This is a genomic window from Pengzhenrongella sicca, from assembly GCF_017569225.1.
Lineage (GTDB): Bacteria > Actinomycetota > Actinomycetes > Actinomycetales > Cellulomonadaceae > Pengzhenrongella > Pengzhenrongella sicca.
In genome coordinates, this window is sequence record NZ_CP071868.1 from 1,113,203 (window position 1) to 1,138,621 (window position 25,419).

The 25,419-nt window shown below is 66.9% G+C and carries 19 protein-coding genes and 3 pseudogenes; 7 read left to right on the top strand and 15 right to left on the bottom strand.

Going from position 1 to position 25,419, the window contains the following annotated elements:
- Positions 1-4: 4 nt before the first annotated feature.
- On the top strand, positions 5-571 hold the full coding sequence (locus J4E96_RS04935) for a recombinase family protein (protein WP_264466185.1): 567 nt from the start codon (positions 5-7) through the stop codon (positions 569-571).
- A gap of 538 nt (positions 572-1,109) precedes the next feature.
- On the opposite strand, the gene J4E96_RS04940 is transcribed toward J4E96_RS04935, so the two are convergent.
- The 4 genes from J4E96_RS04940 to J4E96_RS04955 form a co-directional block, all read right to left on the bottom strand.
- Positions 1,110-3,437, bottom strand: a complete 2,328-nt coding sequence (locus tag J4E96_RS04940) for a hypothetical protein (protein ID WP_227424669.1) — start codon at positions 3,435-3,437, stop codon at positions 1,110-1,112.
- Positions 3,434-4,102 carry an ABC transporter ATP-binding protein gene (locus J4E96_RS04945; protein ID WP_227424670.1) on the bottom strand — a complete coding sequence of 223 codons (669 nt, stop codon included), beginning with the start codon at positions 4,100-4,102 and terminating at the stop codon, positions 3,434-3,436. The genes J4E96_RS04940 and J4E96_RS04945 overlap by 4 nt, the downstream gene beginning before the upstream one ends.
- Positions 4,103-4,114: 12 nt before the next feature.
- Positions 4,115-4,399 carry a hypothetical protein gene (locus tag J4E96_RS04950; protein WP_227424671.1) on the bottom strand — a complete coding sequence of 95 codons (285 nt, stop codon included), beginning with the start codon at positions 4,397-4,399 and terminating at the stop codon, positions 4,115-4,117.
- Between the two features lie 1,097 nt (positions 4,400-5,496).
- Positions 5,497-5,871 carry a hypothetical protein gene (locus J4E96_RS04955; RefSeq protein ID WP_227424672.1) on the bottom strand — a complete coding sequence of 125 codons (375 nt, stop codon included), beginning with the start codon at positions 5,869-5,871 and terminating at the stop codon, positions 5,497-5,499.
- 259 nt (positions 5,872-6,130) lie between these two features.
- On the opposite strand from J4E96_RS04955, the pseudogene mobC reads away from it, so the two are divergent.
- A pseudogene (gene mobC / locus J4E96_RS20370) lies at positions 6,131-6,454 on the top strand (plasmid mobilization relaxosome protein MobC); the annotation flags it as partial.
- A gap of 171 nt (positions 6,455-6,625) precedes the next feature.
- Here the strand turns inward: mobC and J4E96_RS20375 are convergent.
- Positions 6,626-6,898: pseudogene (locus J4E96_RS20375) on the bottom strand (DUF4062 domain-containing protein); the annotation flags it as partial.
- Positions 6,899-7,198: 300 nt separating this feature from the next.
- Here J4E96_RS20375 and J4E96_RS04970 point away from each other — a divergent pair.
- Positions 7,199-7,903: a hypothetical protein gene (locus J4E96_RS04970; protein ID WP_227424673.1), complete on the top strand. Its 705-nt coding sequence runs from the start codon at positions 7,199-7,201 to the stop codon at positions 7,901-7,903.
- 69 nt (positions 7,904-7,972) lie between these two features.
- On the opposite strand, the gene J4E96_RS04975 is transcribed toward J4E96_RS04970, so the two are convergent.
- The 9 genes from J4E96_RS04975 to J4E96_RS05015 form a co-directional block, all read right to left on the bottom strand.
- Positions 7,973-8,665 carry a hypothetical protein gene (locus J4E96_RS04975; RefSeq protein ID WP_227424674.1) on the bottom strand — a complete coding sequence of 231 codons (693 nt, stop codon included), beginning with the start codon at positions 8,663-8,665 and terminating at the stop codon, positions 7,973-7,975.
- Between the two features lie 36 nt (positions 8,666-8,701).
- Positions 8,702-9,334, bottom strand: a complete 633-nt coding sequence (locus J4E96_RS04980; RefSeq protein ID WP_227424675.1) for a M15 family metallopeptidase — start codon at positions 9,332-9,334, stop codon at positions 8,702-8,704.
- Positions 9,335-9,457: 123 nt separating this feature from the next.
- Positions 9,458-11,500, bottom strand: a complete 2,043-nt coding sequence (locus J4E96_RS04985) for an acyltransferase family protein (protein ID WP_227424676.1) — start codon at positions 11,498-11,500, stop codon at positions 9,458-9,460.
- A 188-nt stretch (positions 11,501-11,688) separates the two neighbouring features.
- Positions 11,689-12,747: a hypothetical protein gene (locus tag J4E96_RS04990; RefSeq protein WP_227424677.1), complete on the bottom strand. Its 1,059-nt coding sequence runs from the start codon at positions 12,745-12,747 to the stop codon at positions 11,689-11,691.
- On the bottom strand, positions 12,744-13,088 hold the full coding sequence (locus J4E96_RS04995) for a PadR family transcriptional regulator (RefSeq protein WP_227424678.1): 345 nt from the start codon (positions 13,086-13,088) through the stop codon (positions 12,744-12,746). Before J4E96_RS04995 ends, J4E96_RS04990 begins: the two co-directional genes overlap by 4 nt.
- A 249-nt stretch (positions 13,089-13,337) precedes the next feature.
- A complete protein-coding gene (locus tag J4E96_RS05000; protein WP_227424679.1) occupies positions 13,338-14,357 on the bottom strand; it encodes a Kelch repeat-containing protein in 1,020 nt (339 codons plus the stop codon).
- A gap of 253 nt (positions 14,358-14,610) precedes the next feature.
- A protein-coding gene (locus tag J4E96_RS05005) for an IS3 family transposase (RefSeq protein WP_227424680.1) occupies positions 14,611-15,770 on the bottom strand; the annotation gives its coding sequence in 2 pieces (ribosomal slippage) (positions 14,611-15,489 and positions 15,492-15,770; 1,158 coding nt in all).
- 3,219 nt (positions 15,771-18,989) lie between these two features.
- Complete coding sequence (locus tag J4E96_RS05010; protein ID WP_227424681.1) at positions 18,990-20,177, bottom strand: ATP-binding protein; 1,188 nt, start codon at positions 20,175-20,177, stop codon at positions 18,990-18,992.
- A gap of 150 nt (positions 20,178-20,327) precedes the next feature.
- Complete coding sequence (locus J4E96_RS05015; RefSeq protein WP_227424682.1) at positions 20,328-20,489, bottom strand: hypothetical protein; 162 nt, start codon at positions 20,487-20,489, stop codon at positions 20,328-20,330.
- 606 nt (positions 20,490-21,095) lie between these two features.
- Here J4E96_RS05015 and J4E96_RS05020 point away from each other — a divergent pair.
- Complete coding sequence (locus tag J4E96_RS05020; RefSeq protein WP_227424683.1) at positions 21,096-22,010, top strand: hypothetical protein; 915 nt, start codon at positions 21,096-21,098, stop codon at positions 22,008-22,010.
- Positions 22,011-22,676: 666 nt separating this feature from the next.
- Positions 22,677-23,753 (top strand): IS110 family RNA-guided transposase, encoded by a 1,077-nt coding sequence (locus J4E96_RS05025; protein WP_227425670.1) that lies wholly within the window; start codon positions 22,677-22,679, stop codon positions 23,751-23,753.
- A 39-nt stretch (positions 23,754-23,792) separates the two neighbouring features.
- On the opposite strand, the pseudogene J4E96_RS20380 reads toward J4E96_RS05025, so the two are convergent.
- A pseudogene (locus tag J4E96_RS20380) lies at positions 23,793-23,924 on the bottom strand (IS3 family transposase); the annotation flags it as partial.
- A gap of 267 nt (positions 23,925-24,191) precedes the next feature.
- Here J4E96_RS20380 and J4E96_RS05030 point away from each other — a divergent pair.
- Both J4E96_RS05030 and J4E96_RS05035 read left to right on the top strand, forming a co-directional pair.
- Positions 24,192-25,064: a restriction endonuclease gene (locus tag J4E96_RS05030; protein ID WP_227424684.1), complete on the top strand. Its 873-nt coding sequence runs from the start codon at positions 24,192-24,194 to the stop codon at positions 25,062-25,064.
- A 104-nt stretch (positions 25,065-25,168) separates the two neighbouring features.
- On the top strand, positions 25,169-25,411 hold the full coding sequence (locus J4E96_RS05035) for a hypothetical protein (RefSeq protein ID WP_406620351.1): 243 nt from the start codon (positions 25,169-25,171) through the stop codon (positions 25,409-25,411).
- Positions 25,412-25,419: the final 8 nt, after the last annotated feature.

Consider the following 25,419-nt stretch of genomic DNA (forward strand, 5'->3'; position numbering starts at 1 on the left):
CGTCGTGGGCTACGCGCGGGTGTCGACGCGTGAGCAGAACCCGGCCGCGCAGGAGGCCGAGCTGCATGCTGCCGGTGCGGTGCGGGTGTTCGTCGACCGGGGCGAGTCGAGCCGCGTCCGGGACCGCCCGCAGTGGCTCGCCTGCCTGGACTACTTGCGCGAGGGTGACACGCTCATGGTGCGCCGGCTCGATCGGGTCGCCGGCAGCGAGACGATGGCCATCGAGACCATCAACGAGCTGCACGCGCGCGGCGTAAATATCAAGTCCCTGACCGAGCCGGACATCGACACCACGACGCCGATGGGCCGTGCGCTGTTCGGGATCGTCGCGGTGTTCGCGCAGTTGCGTGCCGACACGATCCGCGACAACACCAAGCGCGGTCTGGCTCACGCCCGAGCGCACGGTCGTGTCGGCGGTCGGCCATCGGTGATGACCCCGGAGCGCACCGAGGCGGCGCTGCGGATGCGCGCGCAGGGCGACAGCATCGCCCAGATCGCACGCGTGCTCGGAATCGGTGCATCCAGTGTCTCGCGCGCTCTGGCCAAGACCCAGGCCCCGGCGACCATCTGAGCGGTTCCATCGGCACTAGCCCATCTTCCCGATAGCGGCCAGCCAGCGCACGACAGCCCCTGTCCAGGGTGCGGCGTAGCCGCATCACGCAGTGACGCGAAGCGCCTTGACGGGGGGCTGTCGCGCGTGAGGATCGAAGCTGCGGGGGAGAGGGGTGCCACGCACCCCCACCCCGGCCGTGCACGGGCACGCACTCGCCCGACAGGGGCGCGCGTGCGGCCGGTGACGGTGCAAGAGGCCGACGACGGGACGGTCGCAGACTGACCGCGCCCGGTGCCGCTGGGGTGGTGGCTGTGGGTGCACACTCGACGTCGTGCGCAGGCCTCCTCCTGGACGTTCGGTGTGGTCCATCGCGATTGGCGGCACCCGTGCCGGCGGCCAAGTGAGCAGCGGCAGGTCGTCGACCACAGCTCGGCCCTGTACTTAGACGATCGTCTTCGTACGCCTCGGCGTGAGACGCACGCCAGACGATCAGACGTCGATCTCGCGAGAACATCGCTCCCCAGACCGACGGCGAACGCCTTGTCGCAGGGTCGGGCTACTGGACCTGAGGCGTCGACATGTACGCGCGGACGACCAGCACCCACGCGGCCAATGCGGCGAGCGGCGGGAGTACCCAGACGGAGCCCATGCCTGTCCCGTCGTGCACGCCCAGAATCCATGCCGACCCCAGGCCGCACAGGGAAGCGACGACAACAGCCGCGCCAGGCGCGAACAGCAGACGGCGGCTCAACGCCCGCCGCTTGCTGCGCACGGCGCTCAGGTCAAGAAGGTTGCGACGTGTCACCGCGTCCGCGGCGACCACCGCTCCCCCTCCGAAAGCGATGACGAGCACGGCTATCAACGCACCGACGACGGCAGCAACCCGGCCCGTTGTCCGCGCGGTAGTGGCCCGTGCGTAGTACTCACCCTCCTCGGCCACCTGCGCCGCCGGCGCGATCCGGCCGAGCGCTGACCGGAACTGCGCCTGCTGGGTGATCGAGAGATCGCCGAAGTCGAGGAAGGCCACGAGACGGCCATCGCCGGGGACCATCCCGAGCCGCGCCGCCAGTGCGCTGCCAGGGTTGATAACAGCGCCCGGCATGTTCCCTCCGAGCTGCGCCTCACCCGTCGCCTTGACCATCTCCATCCCTACCGCATCAGAGCTCCCCGGCTGGTACACCAAGATCCCGAGAGCCCCATCCTTGATCAGTGTTGGGTCGGCTCGCACCTCCTCCAGGCCCACCGAGTCCGACAGGGTGAGCAGGTTCACCGACGCCGCGGTGTCGTGCGGGGTGCAGCTGCTCGGCGCGTCGATCGTGTCGGTGATCCCAAGGTCGATCATGCAGGTCACCAGAGACGCGCTCGCCGCACGGAACTGCTGCTCGGACTCGCGCGGCAGCACCTGCACACTGACCTCGTGACCTCCCAGTGCGCGGTACGCGGCGACGGCCCCCGCCGCCGCGTCGCCGGGAACCTGGTAGGCGAGGAGAGAACCTGCTGGCTGCGGGATCGCGGAGGACTCAACCGCGGAGATGGCCTCATGTTCCGAGCTGGCAGCAACACTGGTGAACAGCCAGATCGTCCCGGAAGCGGCCAGCACCACCGGGAGCATCGCGACCGTGACTGTCTCCGCGACCCTGCGCCGGGCCACGGAGCGATCAACAAGGCGGGGGTAGCCGACGGCGATCGGCAGGACCAGCGCCGCGAGGCCTCCCCAGATGCCCGCGGCTTGGAAAGGCACTATTCCCGTCATCCACCACAACCCGGTGACGACGACCCATGAGGCTGCCAGCAGCGCCGCACGTGACCGCCGCAGCCGCGGACGCCACCGCACGGCGGACCCTAGTCGCGTCGTCAGCGACGGAGCCACGAGAACGACCAACGCGATCGTGCCAACGCCGCCCACGGCGAACGCCGCGAGGTACGGCCATGGAAAGGCCACCGATGCCCACCATTGGCCCACGAGCGTCGCCGCGGCGTCCCGAGCAAGGACAGTTCCGACGGCACCAATGAGGCTTCCGAGGACGAAGCCCGCCACCAAGGTAACAACGGCGGCGTACCCGAAGATCCGGGCCGCCCGCTCACGCCCCATACCAGCCGCCATCAGCGCATCGACGTCGTCGCGCGTCCGCAATGCCTGAAGCCCCAGGATGGGAAGCACTACTGCAGCCAGGACGGCTGCGGCGGCGTACCACGGAAGTTGAAGACCTCGCATGAGCAGCTTCGACCCCAGCTCACCGTCGTCCGCAGCGCGCAAATCGACTGTGCGGACGGTGAGGAGTTGCTGATTTCCCAACGCGGCGAGCTTAGGGTCCGCGAACACATCAGTGTTCGTCAGGATGAGCGTCGCTGTGTCAATCGGCATCGACTCGTCCAGAGCGAGGACGGTGCTCTCGGCGCGGTCCGACGACGACGCCGTCAGACCGACCACATCGACGGTCCCCGAGGGAAGCTCGATCTCGGAGCCGACCTCAGCGCCGAGCGACTCGGCCACGAACCGTGAGACTGCCACCTCGCCGGGCCTGTCTGGCCATTCGCCGGCGGTGAGCTCCGCCAGCCGGGTGCCCGGGTGGCTCACTGCCCGCACCGTCGTCGGCACCTGCGCACCGTCCCGCGAGGCGACGGCTGACTCGTCCCGCACGTAGACGAGATCGTCGCGGCGGCCCAGCACCGGATTGACGGTTTCGCCGTCCATCACCTGGATCGCGTAGCGGTATCCACCGAGCGATGCGGCCGCCGACGTCTCGATCGCACGCCGCGAGGTTTCGGCGACAATCGCCGAGACGACGAGGGGCACACAGAGCGTGGCGACGAGCGCCGCGGTGAGCAGAGCCTGACGCCACCGGGAGACGATCAGGCGTCGAAGGAGCATCGGAGTCGTCATATTTGCTGGAGCGCCTCGTCTGCCAGTTTGCCGCCACGGAGATGCAGGGTGCGGTTCATCGCGTCGGAGACGATCGGGTCGTGGGTCACGACCACCACGACGACGCCCTGCTCCTCGGCGATCGAAGAGAGCAGTGCGGCGATCCGCCTCGTGTTCTCACCGTCGAGAGCCCCCGTGGGCTCGTCGGCGAGCAACGCCAGGGGTCGCGACACGAGCGCCCGCGCAATGGCGACGCGCTGTTGCTCTCCACCCGAAAGCGTGTCCGGGCGATGGTCCTCGAACCCACCGAGCCCAACGGTCTCCAAGAGACCTGAGATCTGAGCCGGACTGCATCCCTTACGGCTCATCTCAGCGGCGAACGCAAGATTCTCGGCCACGCTAAGGAAGGAGATCAGGCGGTAGTCCTGGTGAACCATCGCGATGCGCGGATCACCAGGACTACGCCTGGACTGGAACTCAATGGCGGACCCGGCGAGCGTCACGGTTCCCGACGTCGGCTGTTGTCGCCCCGCGAGAACCCGGAGTAGCGTCGACTTTCCGCTCCCGCTCGGCCCAGTAATGGCGAGCGTTCCCGCCTCCGCGTGCAGCGATACGCCGTCAAGGGGCCAGGCAAACGTCCCTCTTCGCCCGTATCGCACGGAGACGCCATCGCATTCCAGTATCATACGACTCCCGAATCAGCGAAACGCGTAGTTGACGCTGAGGCTGTCGATGGCACCGACGCCCCACGAGCTGTACTTGCTCACGTTGAGTTGCGTGAACCAAGCCGTGTTGTGATCGGCATAAAGCGAGACGACGCCGTTGCCCTGCGCCTTGGTGTCACCATTTAGAGCGCTGCACCGAGCACCTGTCCGCCAGCTGTCCGGAGCACCGTTCACTACGGTCTTCTCGGGCCACGCTGAGCAGGTTCCACCGAGTGCCTGAGCAGGGGCCACGAAGCCACCTGCGACGAGTGCCACCATGCCGACGATCATTCCGGCGCGGCGTGCCATTAGTCTGTTCAATGCAATTCCCATCGTTGAAAGGAACCGAGATGCAAGCGTCTCGTTTTCATGGCTGGTGCCATTACAGGGGCTATCAAATCACGTGCTGTGACTGGTGTCAACGGTATCCTCCCATCAGTCACAGCTCCATTCATCGGGTGCGTTGAGCCGGTTGCGGATCTGGCTCGAAGCTGACGAGATAGTGACCCGACAGATGAACAAGCGCCTAGCACGCTCGTCGCGACAACACGCGGAAAACTGAAGCGCAAACAATGGCTCATTTGCCCTGTTTTGGTGACGTCCGCGGCGTCGCTCCTCTTGTCGCAGCACGGGGATCTCGCCTTGTACCGGGAGTTCGCCGTCGTGGCGATCTCCAAGTACCTGATCCGGGCACGTTCCACCCGTCGTGCGCGCTCGTCGATCGCGGCCGGGAGGTCGTGTGCCCGAGTTCAGTGCCGGCACAGCTCGACGGCGTTGAGTAGTCCCTCTGCGGACACGTCACGGCGGGCTGAGAGTCCTCGGACGTCGCCCGGGTGGTGCCACCCGGGACGGCCGGCCACACGTACGTAAAGCAGGATCAGCGCGTTGGTCAGCGCTGCGTTGTCGTTGACGACGCGTAGTCGAGCGAGGTAGTCGCCGGGCGCGGGTTTTGGAGGGAGCGAGCCTTTGGTGCGGGGTCTTCTTTGCCGAGCATGTCGTCTCGGCGTGCCGGGGTCGGATCGTCGCGGTTCTGGGCAGCGTTCGTCGTCAGCGTGGACCGCTGGGACCTGTTCGAGCGTGCCGGCACGCTGGTCCTTGTCCCACTCATGACCCTGCTCGGGCACTGCGCTCGGTTGGTACTATCGCGGCGAAACGCGCCGACGGTACGCGCTGGCATCGACCGCTGCGTCGGTCGCGGACTACTCCGGGCTGCCGCCTGAAGCACGCGCGGTGCTGCCCACGGCCGACCAGCTGCGCGACGCCCTCGACCTCGACGACGCAGACGGGTGACCGACCACTAGCCCTAGGCCGTGCACCGCGAGCGGGGGGTTCACGGGTGCGCGTGAGGTGAGGGCGGGGCCTGTGTGCGGGCTACTTCACGCAACGACCGCCGAGGTGTCGGCGCGCTCGGGTCGGTCCGCGCCGGCGGCCGTATCGGCAGTGCCCCGGCGGGCGGCGCGGCGGCGTACGCGGGCTTTCTTGTCGGGCTCACCGAACCCGATCTTGCGCAGCTCGTCCGGCGTCCAGCCGGCGCTCACGGCCGCGTTGTAGGCGCGCACGTCGTCGCGCTCGGCGTCGCCGATGCGTTGGGTGATCGTCGCTTGAAGTTCGGTCAGTTCACGAGTGGTCTGCTCGCGGACGTCCGCGACGGCCTGTCGGGCGATCGCGATGGTCCGGATCGCGTTGAGCCGGTCGTCCTGCAAGGCCTTGGCGCGGGCGGCCGCGTCATCGGGGGATAGGTGCTTTGCCATGTCCTGATTGTACGGATTGACTGGCCCAATAGGACCCTGTTGCACCGCGGTAATGCGCCGATGGTTCTTCGCGCACGTCGGCGGGCCCCGTCTACCGACGTGCGCGAGGAACCATCGGCGCCCCGGGCGGAGCAAGCTATACATTTAGGGGACCTAAATGGCTCGGATCCTCGACTGGTGGTCGCGGATCGAGCACACTGGTCGTGTGGTCCCCGCATGGGGCGGGTCGCTGCGCTGGGCTGAGAACCTGGTGAGGGCGATGAGCGAACCGGTGTCTGAGGGGCGTCTGTTCGCGCGGCGCCGGCGCGCGAATGTTGCCGGTGGTCGCCGGCACGAGCACAAGGTGAAGGTCACTCCGGAGGAAGAGGGTGTGCTGCTGCGTTTGGCGCAGGCGCAACGCGTGACGGTCCCGCGGTTGCTGGTGGAGTCGGCGTTGGCGGCGGCGTCGTCGGAGACGCCGACGGAGCGGCGCAACGCGATTGCGGAGCTGTTCCGGTTGCACCGGTTGTTGGCGGCGATCTCGAACAACGTGAACCAGATGGCGAAGGCGACGAACGCGACCGGTCAGGTGCACGCCGAGCTCGTGGCGACGTTGGGGGCGGTGCGGCGGACGGCGGAGCGCATCGACGCGGCCGTCCATCTGTCCGGTGCCTTCGCCATGGACAAACAGACACAGTCGCAGGCCGCACTTTTCGGCCTCGAGGAACTCGGCGTGCGTTGCCGAGTACCCATCAGACATCCGCACCCCATACCGCTGGCCCCACATCCCGATGTACACCTCCGAGCTGTGCACGCCAGCGAGGTATGCACGGTCGGCGGGCACATCTTGAGCACTGAGTTCGTCCTCGAACATCACCGGTGTCGCGCCGACGCTCACGATCGCGGAACGCACGGCCGCCCGCTCCTCGGGCATGTCGGTGATGAGGCTGGAGACGAACACCCGGCGCCCGGACGCCCATGCGCGTAGGTCAGCGTCGGTGACCTGAAGTGAGGCCGAAACCTGGTCGATAATCAGTGGTGCCGTCATGGGCGCCAGTTGATCACGAGAAGCGGGGCGGCGACCGACGGGCTGCTGGCACGACCGGGGTTCCCGGACGAATCCGACTTACCTCCTCCCTATCGCACATTTGCGGGTGAGAGTTATCCCTCTCGGTGTCGCTATTTCTGAGCGGGGGAGTGCACCCTGCCCATGTTGGTCCGGAACGCAGGCGCTCCAGCGCTCGCCCGCGCCGTGTCTTTGCGAAAACCGGAGTACTTCGCGGGACCACGTCAGCGGGCGTATCTGCAAGTACGCACGAAAGTCCGCTCTTCCGCGTAGTCTCTCCGTATGTCGACCGTCTCCCGCGGGCCTAGTGATCAAGTGGACGACGAGCTGCTCGTCTTGGCTGACCTGCCTGCGGGCTGGGACCTCCTCAGTCGTTCCGCTGGCAAGCGGCCCGAGGACGCCAGCGTTGAGCTCGACGCGGTGCTCGGCTACGTCGACCAGACCCTGACCGACGAGGAACCTCAAGCCCAGCGCGACCCTGATCGGAACGGCACGGCCGGCGGCCGATGGCGCTACATCCGGCACACTGAGACCAAGACTCGGGTGTACCTCCGGCTCCAGCGCCAGGGTGCGATAGCTGGGGAGGTCCGCATCACCGGCGTCGTGTACCTGCCCGGGCGACCCGGCGACCCGATCACCAGCCACCTGCTGCGCGAGTTGCCAACGGCCCGGATCGAAGCGGCGATCAATAGGCGATTCTTCGCCGCGACGCGCACCAACCCGATCACCGGCGGCGAGGTCGAGCTGCCGAGCGGGCGCAAGGTCGCCGAACGCGACTTACTCAAACCCCTCGCCCCGAAGGGGACTCTCGACTTCTACGAGCTCGTCGCGCTCCAGCACAGCCGACTGACCGCCAACGGCGACGTCAACCCGTCCGCGACGATGGCCGAACTCAGTGGCGTCGCGCTCAGCACCGCCCAAGGCTGGGTCGCCAAAGCCCGCACGCGTGGACTCCTGCCACCCGGACGCCGAGGACGCGCCGGATGACGACCAGAGCCGGCATCTGCAGGCAGGCAGGATGTGGCGGTCCCGACCCTGGGTTGACGCGATCTCGGCTCAGAGTCCGAGTGCTTCCGTCACTCGGTCGGTGAGCTCTTCCTCGGTCATCGTGGTGTCGACCTCGATCAGGTGCAGATCGAGGCTCGTCGCTTCGTCGCGGAGGCGCTCGGTGAACATCCGATCGCGCTCAAGGAGGTTCTGCAGTGCCCTGGCGGGATCACTGGTCTTGCCCGCGATCTCACACGATGAGCCCCGGCTCGAGAATGCGGCACGACGGAAGTCCGGCGTCGGGAGTAGCCAGACGGCGTGGTCAGGTGAGTCGAGACGAGGCCGGACGAGGTGTGGCAGCAGGCGGAATCCCTCGGCGATCACGCCTGGTGCTGGCGGTAGATGCACGAGGTCGTCAATGACTTCGTCGAAGCCCTCGCCGCGAAACCAGTGGAACGTTTCGAGCATCGTCTGGGGTGACCGGTTGACCCATCGCTCGTCCATGTCCATGGCGACGAACTCGTCCACGAACGGGGCGAGGTTTGGGTCGCTCCGGTTGGCGTGATCGGAGATCACGTCATCGGTGACGTACAGACGCAGCCCGTACCGAGCAGCGATGCTCCGAGCAACGGTCGACTTGCCCCCGCCGCTCCCGCCACCGATCCAGTAGACGTGGCGCAGCCGTGCGCGCAGCGCTGCTGCGTCGTCAGCGGCGACGTGCCGTTCAACCGGCATTCGGTCCAAACCCTCCGCAGCGCTCACGAGGGTCGACGCGATCGTCGCGGTGCTGTGTGATCTTCACTTCGGGCTGTAGTGGGCGGCTGGGGCGCCGGTCGCTGCAGCCCAGTATCGATCGCCGTAGGACCAGTGCCACCACTCGGGCGGGTAGTTGACCATGCCGGCCCTGGTGAGCGCTTCGCTGAGCACGTCGCGTCGGCGCCGCGCCGCCGCCGAGATGTTCCTCGCAGCGGTGAAGCAGGCGTTTGCGCTGGCCGCCGGTGTGGCGTTGACCCGGGTCCCCATGTCGAGTTCGACACCGTCTTGCCACAAGGTCAGGTCCACGGCCCCTCCGCACGGATGGGGCGCGACCGACGGCGGGGAGACGTGTTTGCTCGCTTCGTCGTCGAGGCGCGACGCAGGCCAGCTCGGGTTGAGTTCGCTGAGTTCTGCTCGGTAGCTCTCGAAGTAGTGCCATTGCAGTGCCACCGGCCGGTGACATTCGATGATCAGGAGCCTCATGCCGTCGGGAAGTGCTGCTTGCGCCACGAGCAGGCGTTCGAGGACTCCGGAACGGAGGCGAGACCACGCACCGTCGGCATCTCGCTTGCGGGTGTCGATCAGCAGACCGCCGTGCACCAGGAGGTCGAGCAAGTCCTCGCCCGACTCGAGAACTGGCACGGCGGCAACGGAGGGATCAGATAGCAAGAGCACGTCGACACCCTACGACCGTGCCAAACGGCCCCCTTCGCCTCGAGCCCCTACTGCGCCTTGGCGACAGCCAGCGATTCGGTGCCGATCGACGGGTTGGGTACGCACCTGGCGACGGTCTTGCGATCAGCGGCTTAGAGCGCAGGCGATCGCAGCGTCGAGGTGGGGGGCAAGGGTGCGGACGTAGGTCGCGGTGAGGTGTTGGTCGTCGCGGTAGACAAGGACGTTGCCGATGACGGGTGGGCAGAGCCCGTTTACGCAGAACGAATTGGTGAGGTCGACCAGGGTGACGGCCGGGGCGTGGCGCGCGGCCTCGACTTGGGCGTCGTCGGGTAGGGCGTCTGCTTGTCGTCGCGCGCAGCTGGCGGGATCGTCTGGTCGCTGGGCGACGCATGCTTGGGTCTGGTCGTCGGGCAGCATCATCGGGTTGTCGCGGATCGCCAGCACGGCCAGGCCTGCCTCGGCGAGACGGTTCCAGTATTCGTTGAACCCTTCGGCCGGGTCGGGGGTGGTGCCGTCGGTGACGAAGGGGACTGCGGTGCGCTGGGCGGTCACGACGAGGTCGATGCTGGGGTCTGCCTCGAGTGCGGTGAGGGTCGCCGCGTTGGCGCGCAGGCACGGTCCGCCGCGGGCGTGATCGGTGACGCGTTGGGCGGAGCTGAATGGGCAGCTGGCGTGCAGGTAGGTGATCACTCGCCAGTGGTTCTGGGTGGCGAGGATCTGCAGGGCGGGCAAGTACTGCTCGGCGTGGGAGTCACCAACCAGGGCGATAGTGGTCGTCGCATCGGTCGCCCCGAACTCGCACCGGGGGGTGGCACCGTCGGACATCGCGCCCTTGCAGTCGCGCGCCACACTCGCCAGGACGTCTTCTCGGGCGTGGTTCGGGTCGGGGACGATCAGGTCGGTGGCGGGGTCGAGCGCCCGGTACCCGTGTTCGTCGATCGCTTCGGCCCCGAGTGAAGGGGGAGGCGTCGCCCAGAATTCCTCGACCGCGTGTGCGCGGGCCTGGGATTGGGCGGCGAGCAGCCCTGCCGGGAGGAACGCCACCGCGGTGCTCACGGTAAGGGCGACGACCGCAACCAACCCCGTCATGCTCGGCGCGGACCGCAACTTCGCGCAGCGTTGGGTGGGGAGCTCGACGAACTTCCGGCTCAGGCTCGCCAGCACCACGCTCAACGCGAGTTGCGCCAGGATCTGCGCGGCGGCGACCGCAGCGCTGGGGTCCGCGGTGTCCGGCCAAAGCACGACGACGGGCCAGTGCCACAGGTACAGGGAGTATGAGATGTCCGCCAACCAGGACACGGGGCGCAACCTGGCGAGCGCAGCGAAAGAAGCTCGGGTTCGGTTGGCGCCGGCCCCGATGATCAGGCACGCGCCCACGACGGGCAGCGCGGCGCCAGCGCCAGGGAACGGCGTGCTGGAGTCGTAGGCAATGGCTGCGGTCGCGATAGCGGCCAACCCGGCCCAGGACGCCGCGGCGCGCACCCGCATGCCAGTGCGGCCGATGGTGGCCGGGCGTAAGGCGAGCAGCGCGCCTGCGGCCAGTTCCCACAGTCGGGTGGGTGTGGCGAAGTACGCGTCCGGGGATCCAGTCGCGGTCCAGGCGACGCTGATCGCGAAGGAACCCGCGATGACCGCGCCCGTGGCGAGTTGGGCGCGGGCGAGCGTGCGGGGGCGGACCGGGTGGGTCCGGCGGGACACAAGGACAGCGATGAGGAACAGGGGCCAGATCAGGTAGAACTGCTCTTCGACCGCGAGCGACCAGAAGTGCTGCAACGCCGTGGGCGCTTGCCCTTGGGTCTGGTAGTCGACGGCGCTGGCTGCGAGCTGCCAGTTCTGCCAGAACCACGTCGAAGCGCGCGCCTGGGCGCTGAGCTCAGCCCAACGCGTCGATGGGAGCAGGGCCAGGCCTGCCGCGACGACCACGACAATGGTCGCCACCGCGGCGGGCAGGATGCGGCGCGCTCGTCGGGCGTAGAACCCGGCCAGGTGTAACCGGCCGGTGCGGTCGATCTCGGCCCGCATCTGACGGGTCATCAAGAAGCCGGAGATGACAAAGAAGACGTCGACCCCGACGAACCCGCCGGGCAGGGCTGCGGGCACGAGGTGGTAGGCGACGACGAGGGTGATCGCCAGAGCCCGAAGCGCGTGCACCTCAGGCAAAAACACCCGAGAGTCTGTGTCGGCGGGCACCTGGCGGCGGACGCGTAAGCGCTCGAGGACCGCACCGGATGCGGGCATGGCAAGCCCTCCCGGGCATTCGGTGGGTGGTCTGGGCGGCGTGACGGCAGCACAAAGGCAGCCGCGGCGGTCGATTGCGGGCCGAAATCAGGTGTCCCGTGCGGGACCCTGTTACCTCACGGGCGGGGGTGAACCCGTTTTACCTGAGAACGGGCCCGGAAATCCGCCGCTGCCGAGCTGGCCAGCCGGCTACCGGCGTAGAGCAACACCAGGGTAACGACACCGAAGGCGCCTTCGGTTAGGGGCAGGTAGTCAAACGTGTTCGGGGTGGCGCGGTCGATGAGCCCGGGAAACGCGATCCGGCACGCTAGAAGCGGTAGAAGAAGAGCGACCAGGAAGGGAAGGACCACCCGTCCGGTCGCCGACCACAGACTCGCGAGAGCGGCAGCGAGGAGGGCTCCGGCGATCAGCCACGGGTGCAGGGGGCTGTAGTTGACGATGTACAGCACCCCGCCGAGGCTGGTCTGGGTGACTCCGAGGCCACCCGCGACGAGTGCGATCAGGACGAGAATGCGGGGCGGCACCAGCCTTCGACCATGTTCGACGGTCGCAGGCCTCGCCAGCAGGCCCACCGCAACGATCTGGACCACCATCCAGCCCGCGTTCATCACCATCGTGCGCTGAAAATTGTTGGTCACCAGCCCGACGAAGAAGGCCCCGAACACGACAGTTCCGGCGGCTGCCGGGAACCGGGCGATCTTCGACTTCCCGATCAACAGACACACGATCGCCGCAGCCCAGAACGCCCAAACCAGCCAGCCTCCATGCATCCACAAGAAGGCACGCAACTCGAAGCTGTTCCGCGTGGAAAAGTAGTCGGGCTGCCCCTGCGGAGCGACCAACCACCGCACGAGCGGCATCAAGAGGTACGTGACCTGGCCCACCGGGTACGCGAGCAACAACGGCACGATGACCGCCAATCCCGCCGCCGCTGTGCGCACCTCCCCGCGAGAGGGCAAGAAGAGCACCCGGATCCACTGACGCACGGCAATGGCCGCGATGTCGAACGCGTCCGCGAATCGGGGCCGGCGCCGGTCCGGTGGGCTGAGCTCGAGCATCACGTCGACCATCTCGCGCTCACGGGCACGGCGATAGGCCGGGGGCAGTGCGCGAAGTAGTCGCCGATAGGAGCGCTCAAGGTCAACCCCGGGTGAACCCGTGGCGGTGGCCGTCATGCGAGCGCACCCGCTACGCCCAGGCGTACCAGGGCAGCCCGCGCCTGGTCTCGGGTCCGCTCCGCTTCAACTTGAAGGACACCTCGACCCTTCTCGGTCAACCGGTAGTACCGGCGCAACCGGGAGTCGACGACCTCCTCGCGATCGACCTCCACCAGCCCCGCGACATCCAGTCGATCCAAGGCCCCATACAAGGTGCCCACCCGCATCGCGACCCGCCCGCCGGAGATCGCATCGACGTCCTTGATCACCGCGTACCCGTGCTGCGGGCCAGCCGCCAACGCGGTCAGGATCAGGAACGATGGCTCCTGCAGATGCTTACTCATGCCGAAACTATACATCCGTCACAAGAGTATGTGCTGAGTAGTCGCCCGGCGAGTCGAACCGCAACGCCTGGACCCCAGCGCTGGGCTGCCGACAAACAACACGTCCCACGGACCCCGGCCCAGCTCGGTGGCAACCATCGGTGGTAACCACTAGTGAGCGACAGGTAAGTGCCGTCAGACCAGGCGACGGTGGATCCTTGACGCTTCGCGACAGACGCCGGGCGGCGTGACGTTGAGGGCGCGCGCGAGGGTTCAATCGTCGCCTCATGGGGTGGAGAGCCAGCCCGCTGTGCCGTCTTGCAGACCGCCCCACGCGAAGAGCGCGCTCGGGGATGCGGCAATGGATGGCGGGTAGTTCGGGTCCCACGGTTCGTCGGGGATCGCCGTCGTCGTGAGTGTGACCGGGTCGAGCAGGGAGTCGCCCACTCGGACGAGGTCGCCCACCACAAGGCGCGGCCATGAGCTGTCACCGGGGGTCTCTGGCAGCCTTTCCCATTCCCCTGTCCGTGGTTCGTAGATCCCTCCGAATGGGTAGGCCCGGCCCCAGTTGCCGACCTCGCCGCCGTCCGAGCCGCCGGGGTCGGGGAACACCAGCCGTCCGCCTGCCGATACCGGGCCCGAGCCGATGACCTCGGTGCCCGGAAGCACCGTCCAGCTCTCCATCGTGGAGTCGAGCTCGGCCAACCGAACGAGAGAGGGAGCATCAGCACCGGGTCTCGCCACTAGGTCCCTGGCCGTCAGGAACATCCGCCCATCGACGACGACCAGTGTGCGGTCGAAGCTCAGTCCCAGCGGGTCGTCGGGCACGCGGTGCCAGCTCGCGGTCTGCGGGTCGAACCACGAGTCCACGGCTGGTCCGGTCTCGTCGGAGCCCGGTATCGACAGCAGGACGTCCCCAGCCACGACGAGGTTCCCGGGGCCGTCGGGGGGCATCGGCAGCGTGCTCCACGTGTCCGCCGTAGCGTCGTAGGCCAGGAAAGCCGACGGCGCACCGGCGTAGCCGCTGGCAGTGAGCACGTAGAGCACTGCGTCGATCACGGCCGTTGACGGGAACACCACCAGCGCGGGCGAGTCCGCGATCGGGGCCCACGTGCCGGACACCGGGTCGAAGGCAGCTCCGTCGCGCAGGAAAGAACCCATCGGGACGGCGCAGTCCGCGGTTGGCGGGCATCGCGGACCGTCGTCACCGCCGACCACGAGGAAGCGGTCGGCGACCCACACCACAGTGGCGCTATACCGTTCTGACAGCGGAGCCTCGGCGACAGCTGACCATCCGGTGTCCACTGACGCTCGCGGTCCCAATACCTCGGGCGAACCGCAGCCGGACGACACGGCCGCAACCGCGAGTACAACGGCTAGCGCTACCGGGAATCGCACGCGACCACCTCTTCCTCTGACCCTGATGTGTCGCAACTGCTCCCGCTCTTGCAGCGACAACGAACGAACGCACGTTGACGACGAAGTCTTGACAACACGCGTGACCCGGCTGCACAGCGGTGGCACTCGGGTCTGCTGCACGAATAGGTGACAGTCGGTCTCAGGCGGCGAGTGCGACCTGAGGGGTGTTGATGGTCTCGTACTCGATGGGGGTCAGTCGACCCAGGCGGGCCTGGCGTCGGCGGCGGTGGTAGGTCCGTTCGATCCACGTGATGATCGCCAGGCGGAGCTCGTCGCGGTTGGCCCAGCGGCGCCGGTCCAGGACGTTCTTCTGCAGCAACGAGAAGAAGCTCTCCATCGCCGCGTTGTCCCCGGCCGAGGCGACTTGCCCCATCGATCCGACCAGGGTGTGTCGGTCCAGCTCGCGCAGCACCTTTCGGCTTCGAAATTGGCTGCCCCGGTCCGAGTGGACGATGCAGCCGGCCACGTCACGACGGCGCTGCACGGCGCTGGCCAGGGCGTTCACCGCGATCCGGGAGGTCATGCGGTCGCTGATCGAGTACCCCACGATCCGGTTGGAGTACACGTCCTTGATCGCACACAGGTAGAGCTTGCCCTCGGCGGTGGGGTGCTCGGTGATGTCCCAGAGCCACAACCGGTTGGGTGCGTCGGCGCGGAAGATCCGCAGCACGCGGTCGTCGTGGGCTGGCGGGCCGGCCTTCTTGCCGTTCTTGGCGCGCTTCTTGCCGAACACCGACCACCACTGGTTGTCCCGGCAGATCCGCCAGACCCGCCGGTCACTGGCGCGCAGGCCGGCCTTGTCGGCTTCGTCGGCCAGCAGCCGGTGCCCGAACTCGGGATCGTCGACGTGGGCATCGAACAGCACGTTCGCCAGGTACGCCTCGTCCAGGTCACGAGCTGTGATCGGCGCGGCGAGCCAGCGGTAGTAGGGCTGTCTGGCGAGCTTGAGTACCCGGCACGTCACCGCGACGGGGATCCCGTCGCTAGCGAGCTCACTCACGAGCGGGTACATCATTTTCCCGGCAGGTGCGCCTGGGCGAAGTACGCCGCCGCGCGACGCAGGATCTCGTTCTCCTGCTCGAGGAGCCGGTTGCGGCGACGCATCTCGCGCAGTTCGGCCGACTCGCTGACCGTTACGCCGGGACGGTTGCCGTCCTGGACGTCGGCGGCCTGCATCCAGTTGCGCAGGCACGACTCGCTGATTCCGAAGTCTTTCGCGATCTCTTTGATCGGAGCATCACCGCGGCGGGCCACGGCCACGACGTCGTCGCGGAACTCCTTGGGGTGGGGTCTGGGCACGGTGCACATCCTTCCAGCGGTGCCCTCCGGCACCACAGGTCAGGTGTCACCTATTCGTGCAGCAGACCCCTCCGGCCGACACGAGACTGACGCCGGGGGAAGCGAGACCACCCCGAGTAGCGCCACACGCATGCGACGGTGAGAACGACCGCAATGCGTTCGCTATGGGAGCCGCCGCGGACACCCACCCAGCACTTGGCGACAGGTACGTGCTGATTCGATCGGACGTGAACGGTAGGCCGAGGGACCAAGTGGGGGGGGGGGGGGGGGGGGACTCACGTTCCGAGACGCCGCTCGCCGCGTGCCCTGTAATGTCGCTCTTGAACCCGCCCAAGGCGTGTCTACCCGGTAAGGGTGCGTCCGACCGCAGCAGTTGAGGGTGGCTGCCCGTTCAAGCCGGGCCGGGCCCGTGACGGGGTCCTCGCGCTGCGGTCGCGATTTGGGCCCCCACCTTGTCGTGCCCCTGCGTCTCTACGACGCCTTCGGCCGCTCCTCGCCGTTCGAGCGTGCAGTCTCACCGAATCCGCCAACGCAGATTGAGGTAGCGATTCCGTTCGCGTGGGGCTTGGTTATGACCTTCTTCTGGTCAAGAGGCGCGGTCACGGAACGACTGGTGTCCGTGTCGGCGATTAGGTCGCTGGCCCATTGTGCGTAGGCGGCGCCGCGGTCGCGGCTCTCGCCGGGTGGCAGGCCCTCGACGGCGGCGGTGAGATGGTCACCGCTGCGGCCGCCGCCACGCACGCACCAGTTCCAACAACCGCTGATACGGCACCTCACCAGGCCAGAACACAACCGCGGTCACCAAGACCAGCCCAGCGAGCCACACCAACCCGCCAGCGCTAGCGAGAGCCCTCGCGACATCGCCCATGCACACCACCTCCGTCGTGAGCGAGGCCGCTCGGGCCTCACCCCGGACCATGCGCAGAACGGATCGCTAGCGTCGCGCCCTCACGAGCCGGCCCGTCGCGAGCCCCGTCCGCGCACCTCGACCACGACCACGACAGCCCGAGACTCCTTCGAGTTCGCCGGTGAGCTCCGGCACGGCGGTTCGGCGCGCGCCCGCATGACCGGCTGCCGCCTAGCAAGGCTTCCAGGTCCGGGTCGATGCCCTGTGCCGTGGTGCGGGCGCTCATCAGGTCACCTCGAACTCGGATGCGTCCCGGGCGAACCAGGGTCGGCTCGCCGATCATCCCAGCCTTGGCCCCCGCACGATTTCACACCCGCAACCGGCGCCTACCGCGAGACGACTTGGGCCTATCTGGACGAGTTGGCGGGACAGGCACTCGCAGGCAATGCGATTTTTCTCCCCTGGCGCGCGGTTCTATGGCGGCGCGTGGAGAATCGACCGAGGAAGCTGACTGTCGCGATAGCAACTATCACTTGCCGAGCGTTCCAGTTGGGGCGCCTTGATCGATCTAGGATATTCTGCATTTTTGTGAGGATTTCAGCCTGCCGAGCGATTGCTTCAACGTCAGAAGCGTGCCGTTCGCGCCGGCCGATCTTACCCGTAGCCATCGACGTAGCCACCCAGGCGGTGAACGTAGCAACCATGAACATGGCGCCAATGTTGTTCGCGCGTTCCGCGGAGCCGGATGATGAAATTTGTGACCCGATGGACAACACGTTGTCCAACTCGAGGCCGAACATCAGTCCACTGAAAGCGGTAAGTCCGGCAGCCGTTGTTCGCAGAATTTCGAGAAACCTGTCATGAAAAGCCAGTGGAATGAGTATCGCGTGTATTGCGACGAGGCCCAAGAGGACTTCGCCCGACGCCCAGAGGCTGGGAAAGGCGGCTGCCCCAACGGATCCGGTCAGTAAGAGAATAGTCGTAGTTCCGAGGACTTCACCTCCAGAGATCGTTCGTAAGTCTCGTAAGTAGTTCGTTCGCATGGTCACACGTGATAGATCGACGACATCGAACTGGATTTGAGGGGTGCGGGCCGACTGAGCCTCGAGGCTAACCGCCCGTGCGCGAGTTGGCACACGAGTGACTAACCGCCGCCTTCCTCGGCCCCGCACCGGCGACACGGCTCTGCTCGAGGTCGTTGGCCCAGGTCTGTTCGGTCACCGCCGCGGCTGCGACTTGCGCATTCCGGGACCGCATACTGGCTATCAGTTCCCGGGTCGGAAGCGTCTCTACTGCAGCAGTGGCCACGTCAGCACCTGCTTGCGGACGGGGGCCTTACGGCGGCGTCGATGAAATTGCCGCCACCTCGCCGAAGTCCAGATTCATTCAACGCGCGGCGTGGTTCGTTGAGCGGGAACAAGCGCGCCGCGCCGGTGATGTCCTGATTTTCGCGCTCACCTGCCCAGCAGATGGCGCTGTCGTTCTGGGCGGCGCCTCGCTCTACGGTGTTGGCCTCGATCAGCGTCGTGCGGGAATCGGGTACTCACTCGCCCCCGAAGCCCCCGCGGGAGGGCATCGCTTTGCACGCTCTCCGAATGCTCGCCGCGTGGGCGTTCGAGACCCTGCGCTCGGAGCGGTTGGAGTCGACGTGTGCCCCGGACAACTCCGCATCAAAGTGCCCAGAAGGAGGGGGTTCCTCCGCGAGGGGGTCCTGCGCTCGCACCAGGTGTTCAAGGGTGCCCGACGCGACTCGGTGCTGTGCTGTTCTCCTTGCGCACCCGCGAAGTCCGATCGGGAGGCGAGGCGAGGACCATGTCCGAGTCTGGTACCGCGACGGCAGCGCGCACGCGGCTTCCCAATCAACGTCGGCTGCGAGCCTTCGGGCTCGGACTCTGGCTCCATGTCATCGACACCCCGACGCCGTTGGGAAACCCTGCTGCCGTCGCCGAAACCTTGTAATGTTGCCGGCTCGAAGGCAGAAGTCATCACCGTCTGCTGAGACAGCGTGCTGGCTTCTGCTGCTGACTGGTCGCTCCTCGGCACCCGGCGTCTGCGGAACCGGAAGAGCTCGGGTCACACCGCTTGAGTCCGGTAGCTTGGCACGACAGGTCCGCGGCGCCGCATCGGCCGTCCGAGAGCGCGGACATACGGATCTTGCTACCTCTTTATCGCATGTTCGCGGGCGAGAAATAGCCCGTAGGACACTGCACCTTCTGAGCGTGGATCTGCACGCTGCCAATGTTGGTCGCCTGTGCCTGGGCAATGGTGAAGCAGGGATTTCGTGGGCTCCTGGACGGTGCTGAGCAACCAGTTGGTCGTGCAGGGTGGACGTTCCATGTCGTTGGGACGTGGTGTCAACATGAGGTAGTTGCTCAAGCGCCCTTTCCGCTCGCCGCGGCCTCATGCTGGCGCCGGATGAAGGGTGCCATTCCTGGCACGGTGTAGGCCACCATGCCGTGGTCGGGTGCGTATATCAGCCCCTTGCTGATGAGGTGTGCCCGGGCTGGCCCGATGCCGCTGAGCTTCTTGCCGAGCCGCTCCGCGACTGAGGTGGTGTTCGAGGCGGCGCCATCATCTTGTGCCATGGCGTGGAGCAGGCGCCGTTCGGCCGGTGTGGCGCGATCCCAGCGTGCGCGGAAAAAGCCTTCGTCTAGCCGGGCGAGCCCATAGGCCACCGCGGCGGCGGCGTCGTCGCAGGTGAATGGCGTGTTGGGTGCGATGTCCCAGATCGCGCGCCCGTATTCCTGCAGGAAGTACGGGTAGCCCTCGGCGGCGTCGACGAGGAGGTCGAGTGCGCCCGGCTCGTAGTCGGAGCCGTACTTCTTCGCTGGCTCGCGGAGCGCCTTGCGTGCGACTTCATTGGGGAGCGCGCCGATTCGGCGGTAGTCGAAGAGCCGTTCGGCGTAGGACCGGGCTTCGCTGAGGACGGCGGGCAGGCTGGGCAGGCCCGCGCCGATGATATAGAAGGGTCGCTCTCGCTGACCGGCCTCGTGCTGGGCCGCGAGGAGCGCGCTGAGGGTCGGCTGGTCGAGGTCCTGCATCTCGTCGATGAACAGCGCGAAGGCAAGGCCCTTCTCCTTCAGTGCCTCCGCAAGGTCCTCGACGAGTTCGCCGATGTCGGTCTCCAGGTCGCCGGAATCCGCCCTGCCGCTTGCAGCGGACACGTCGAGGGAGATGCCTGTGACTCCGACGCTGAACGAGGTGATGCTCCCCAGTGCTGTGCGTAGACGTTTGGAGATGCCTCGTCTGTTGAGTTGGCGGCCGGCGATGAGGAGCTCGCGACCCAGCTTGCGGCGGACGGCGTCCTCCCCTTGTTCGCCTCGTTGGCCCTCGATCGCCGCTACGAACCAGCCCATCTGCTCCGCTCGTCCCCGCAGGTCATTTAGGAGAACGGTCTTTCCCACGCCTCGCAAACCCGAGAGCACCATCCCGCGGTTGGGCATGTGCAGGCGGGTACGTGCCACAGTTGCATCGAACGCCTCGATCTCAGCCTCACGGCCGACGAGCGCGGGAGGACGCAGACCGGCACCGGGGTTGTAGGGGTTCAGCGACCGGTCCATGTAGGAAACTCTAAGGCCGTCTAACGAAAACCGTAGACCCGAGCGGTCGCCCGGCGCGTCTGCCGCGTGCCGATTCTCGGCGAGAGACGGATGCGGTGTCGGTGGGTGAAGACAGGCGCCTAACCTCACCCACCGACTAGCGAATCCCGACTACTTCTCCTTGCGCACGCCCTTGAACGGGACGGGGTCTGCCTTGACGTCCATGAACTTGCCCGAGGCGGTGTCGCGCTTCACCCAGCCGATGGGGGTGCGGATCTGGCTGCGTCCAGTTACCGCACCTACGCGGTGACCGTTGCCGGTGTTAGTTGCCATCTTCGTGCCAACCGATCTGGGCCGAAACCCATAGGAAGCGAGCGGCGCTTCCCCGGCTGAGAGGCTGGCCACGACTGCAACGTGGCCAGACCTATGTACTCTCGAGGTTCACATCCCGACCAAAAGTTGTGAGCCGCGAGAGTCCGGATCGGCGATGAGCCCGGTCTCGGGCTCTCCGTGCTTCACGCGAAAGAGTCAAGACTCTTTCGCGTCTGATTGTACGGCGCGCCTGTGACATGGCCCTAGCTCAGCCACTAACTGTTGTGGATGTCGCCGCCCATGACCACTACATGCTGTGGTGGTCGGCCCGTGGTCACCCGGCTGGGTTTAGCTACTCACTGTGTTGCCCCAAGCGCCGCAGTCGCCTCAGCCTGAGCGGCTGACCGCCGTTCGGTCGCACCCTGGAACTGGAGACAGATACGGTGCCGCCAGATAGCCAGGTGCTGTTGTCACCTCGCCCGGGGTGAAGAACCGTGTGCTGCCATTCGCGCTCCGTTCGACCGGATTCCTCATCGGCTGGGGTGCCGCATGGCTGGCCGACCGAGCGTCGACACGAGCCCGGCATCTGACATCGTGAATGCGAATCTCAGCAGGAGGGAGCAATCCGTGGAGCCGGGTGAGGAGTGGGTCTATCGGCTGCGAGACATGGCTCCGTCGCAGCGCGTGCGTGTCCTCTCGATCGATCGCCGCAAGCACACCACGCGCGTGGTGATCGAGTTCCTCGAAGGGGAACGGGCTGGTGTGGTCGAAGACGTCCCAGCCGGACGGCTGCGCTGCCCCTGGTCACGGGTCGCTGAGCATGACACCCGGATGGCGAACTGGCAACGCATCAGCGGCTACGAGTTCACCCCAGCTGAGGAAAGGGCCGTCTGGGTCGTCGCCGAGCTGCTCATCTCGGAGGAGATCGTCACGATCGACTTCGGCTACGCGCGAAACGCCGCTGGGATCGAGGACGAAGCCGGACTTGAGCGAAGTACGGGCAAGCTGGCGAGGGACTTCACCGATGCGTTTCCGTCGTTCCGTGACGGTGACACATGGTGGCTGTCGGCCGAGGGCACGGTCGCCATCGTGGAGGCCGCCTGCCGTGTTCGTCCTATGCCGATCCTCGAGTGGGTGGTGGCCGAGGAACGCAAGTGTCGGGAAGCATGCAAACGCGGTTCCCCACGGAAGAGCCTTGACGGTGAGGAGTACGACAGCTCGCCGGACAGGGAGTACGCGCTCTATTTGGAGTTCGAGCGTCCGGTCCATGAACTGCTTCGGCAGTGGTGTGGCCACCGGGCAGTCACCTTCCAGGAGCGCCTCGATGCCGCTGAAGCCGAGATCCACCGCCTCGATGAGCTCCTTGCCCGGGCCGCTGATTCCGTCCGCGACAACAAGCTGCCCCACCTCGCCGATTGGCTTGACGAGGAGCACGAACGCGACCGGATCACGCCGCACAACATCCGACCCGTCGTTGAGCGGCCACTTGAGCCCAATGAGATTCCGGTTCGGACCGTGCACCGCAAGGCGTGGTGGCGCTGACTGGAGTTCATCCGATCGCCGGCTTGTCCGTACGTCGTGATGGCGTTGGACCCGGCTGCCTAGGTGCTTGCTGATCCCGAGGTCTCTGGACTCCCAGATCAGTTGAGTGCGTTGTCAATCGGAGCTGCGAGCTCGACCCTGGCAGACCGGCTGCCGCTCGCGCCGTCGTCTCGCGTGCCGCCGCGCAGTCGGGCTACCCCTCGCGCAGGCGGCGGCAGCGGGTGTCTTTGCCGTTGAGGATGTCTCCGAGTTAGCGGCCGGAGCGCGAGACCGCTACCAGAGTTGATTCGGCGGCGGCTCGGCCGGCGTGCAGCGCTACGCGCGCCTTGCGAGGGCGTCGAGCAACGACTGAATCGCCTGTAAGTGTTCGTGGTGGCTGGCCTGGGGCTGGCTGGCAGGGTTGGTGTCGTCGCTCGGCGGCGGGTGTGACCCCTGAATCGCCTGACCCCCTTGGGGTGTCATGCCCGGGATCTGTCCGCTCGGCGCTGGGTGCCGACGCCGACCCTGGCCCACCACGATGGCTTGATCAGAAGCATGTCCGTTGCGGAGATGCCGTCCCCACAACGTGGCTCATTACAGGCCTGCCTCGTAGTGACTTCTCGCCCCGGGCCGACGCCGGCAACGACGTCCGTCCCAACGAGTGAGGAGAACATCGTCGTGTCCAGTTTGCAGGCCATCGTGGCTGGCATCTACCAGTTCGTCGTCGGGGTAGATACCCACGCCGCTACCCACACCTTCGCTGTCGTCGCCGCCCCGAACGGTGCCCTGGTGGATCAGGTCACCTTCCCGACCTCGCCGGCAGGGTTGCGTCGCGCGCTGGCGTGGATCGCGCGGCGCACCGGCGGTGACCTCGACGCCGTGCTGGTCGCCGCAGAGGGCACCGGCTCCTACGGTGCTGTCCTGAGTGATGTGCTCGGCCAAGCGGGCTACCGAGTTGTGGAGGCACCGACACCCAAGCGTGAGCGGGGCCGGGGCAAGACCGACGCCCTGGACGCGGTACTCGCGGCCCGCGCGACGATGGCGACGCCCGTGACGATGCTGCGTGATCGTCGCGCGGGCCAGGTCCAGGCCGCGTTGGCGGTGCTGACCGTGGCGCGTGACCAGCTCAACGCCGACCGGCTGCGGTGCATCAACGCGCTCACCGCGATCGTGCGCAGCCACGACCTCGGTCTCGACGCACGGCGCGCCCTGACCGCACCCCAGGTCGCTGCGATCGCCGGCTGGCGGCGGCGCGACGAGGGCCTCGGCCAGGCGACGGCGCGGGTTGAGGCCGTCCGCCTCGCCAAGCGGATCGTCGACCTCACCGCCGAGCTCGGCCACAACCGCGACCAGGTCACCGAGATCGTCGTCCAGCAGGCACCCGAACTGCTCGACCTGCCTGGCGTCGGCCCGGTCACCGCCGCCGTGATCCTGACGGTCTGGTCCCACCCCGGCCGGGTCCGGACCGAGGCCGCATTCGCTCAGATCGCGGGCACCTGCCCGATCCCGGCATCCTCCGGCAACACGGTCCGCCATCGACTCAACCGCGGCGGCGACCGTCGACTCAACCGGGCGTTCAACACCATCGTGCTCACCCGCATGCGCATCGACCCTGACACCCGCGCCTACATCGACCGGCGCCGGGCCGAGGGCAAGACGACCAAGGAGATCCGCCGATGCCTCAAGCGCTACACCACCCGGCAGATCTACCGCACCCTGGCCGTCGCGCACCCAACTCCCGAGATGATCACCTCAGCGGCTTGACGCGACATAGAAGCATCCTGGGTCTGATGGAGGCTCGGTCTATGGGATTTCGACCAGGGTCTGGTCGCTCCCGTGTGTAGCGTAGAACGCGGTCTCGTACTCCTTGGGGGGTATGCCGCTGAGGTAGCCGTGCAGGCGTTCGTTGTTGTGCCAGTGGACCCAGCCCAGGGTCAAGCCCCCTGGTTGATCGCCAACCGCGCTCGCCAACCCGACGCAACGCTCCCGGCCGGGTCACCGGATCGCGCCGCGCGTCGCGCGCCATCCAGATCGCTCGTTCCCGAAGATCTTCGGGATACTTCTCAGAGCTGCCATGACTCTCATCCTCTCGGGGATTGACAGCCTCCACCAGACCCGGCACGACAGTATGGGCGTGCCGCCTGATCGACCTGGCGGCCTGGTCACGGGTGGCTGGAGCCCCCCGTGACCCATAATTCGATCATGCTTGACTTTGCGGAGCTTGGCGGTTCAGGTCGAAAGCTCGAACAACTGGTGCGCGAGCTTCTGCTGCAACGCGGCTTCGATCCGCAATGGAGCGGGGTAGGACCGGATGGTGACCGCGACCTAACGTTCATTGAGCGTGGTAGCGACCTGCTTGGTTCGAAGCCTCGAAAGTGGCTCGTGTCGTGCAAGGACTTCTCTGCGTCGGGCCGCGCTGTCGGGGTCGACGAAGCGAACGGAGTCCTCGAGCAGGTGCGGCATCACGCGGCACAGGGGTTCCTGCTGGTCTGCACCACCCACCCGACAGCTTCGCTCGTTACGCGTCTTGAGAGCCTTGAGCGAGAGAGTAGCGACGGCCTGGTTGTTCATTACTGGGACGACGTTGTGCTGGAGCGGCTGTTGTCGACTCCGCGGTGCTGGGCAATTGCGCAGCAGTTCATGCCCAAGACCACGGATGCGTGGAAGATATTTGCAACCGACAGCCCGAACCGCTGGGTCGCAGCGCACCGTGGCTACTACTTCCGTCTCAGTTCGCGGACCGCCGGGGGCATGCGATACGACCTCGAGTCGCTCGACCGACGTATCGATGAGATCGAGGCGATTGCGTCCCAGCTCGGGGTCGAGATACGGCTCCGCGCGGTCTGGCACAACGACACGCACGGGAGCGGCTACACCTGGTACCTGGACTGCATCTCGCCTTACGGCGACGACCTGCCAAACCCCGAGACTGTCCTCAAGTCGCTGGGTGACGGAGTCGCCAGGGAGGACGGGCAGTGGCACTCCTTTGACATCGAGCACTACAACGTGAGCCTGAGCGACCACTACGATCGCGACCACTACGAGAGGTACGAGCGTCTTCCTGCGTACTTGTAGTACGCGTCGCAACTGATCATCGCGCATTGCCCGCGCCGACAGCGCTCGGCTTACCCCCTCCCTTTCGTACTTTGGCGGGGGAGAACGTCTCGGATCGCTTCGTCGTGCCGACGGTCGCCGCCGCGATCGACCTCGTCCTGCACCTCGAGGTGGACCGGCACGGGCACCGCCGCGTGCGGGAGATCGTCGGCGTGCCGGGGCGGGCGGAGGCGGGCATAGTCGAGACCGCCGACCTCTTCCACCTCGACGGCGGCACGCTCGTGCGCGGCGACGGGTACCCGCCGCACCCCGAGCGGTTCGCGCGCGCTGGGATCGACCTGCCCGCGCTGCTGCGCGGCGAGCGGTGAGGCGGCGG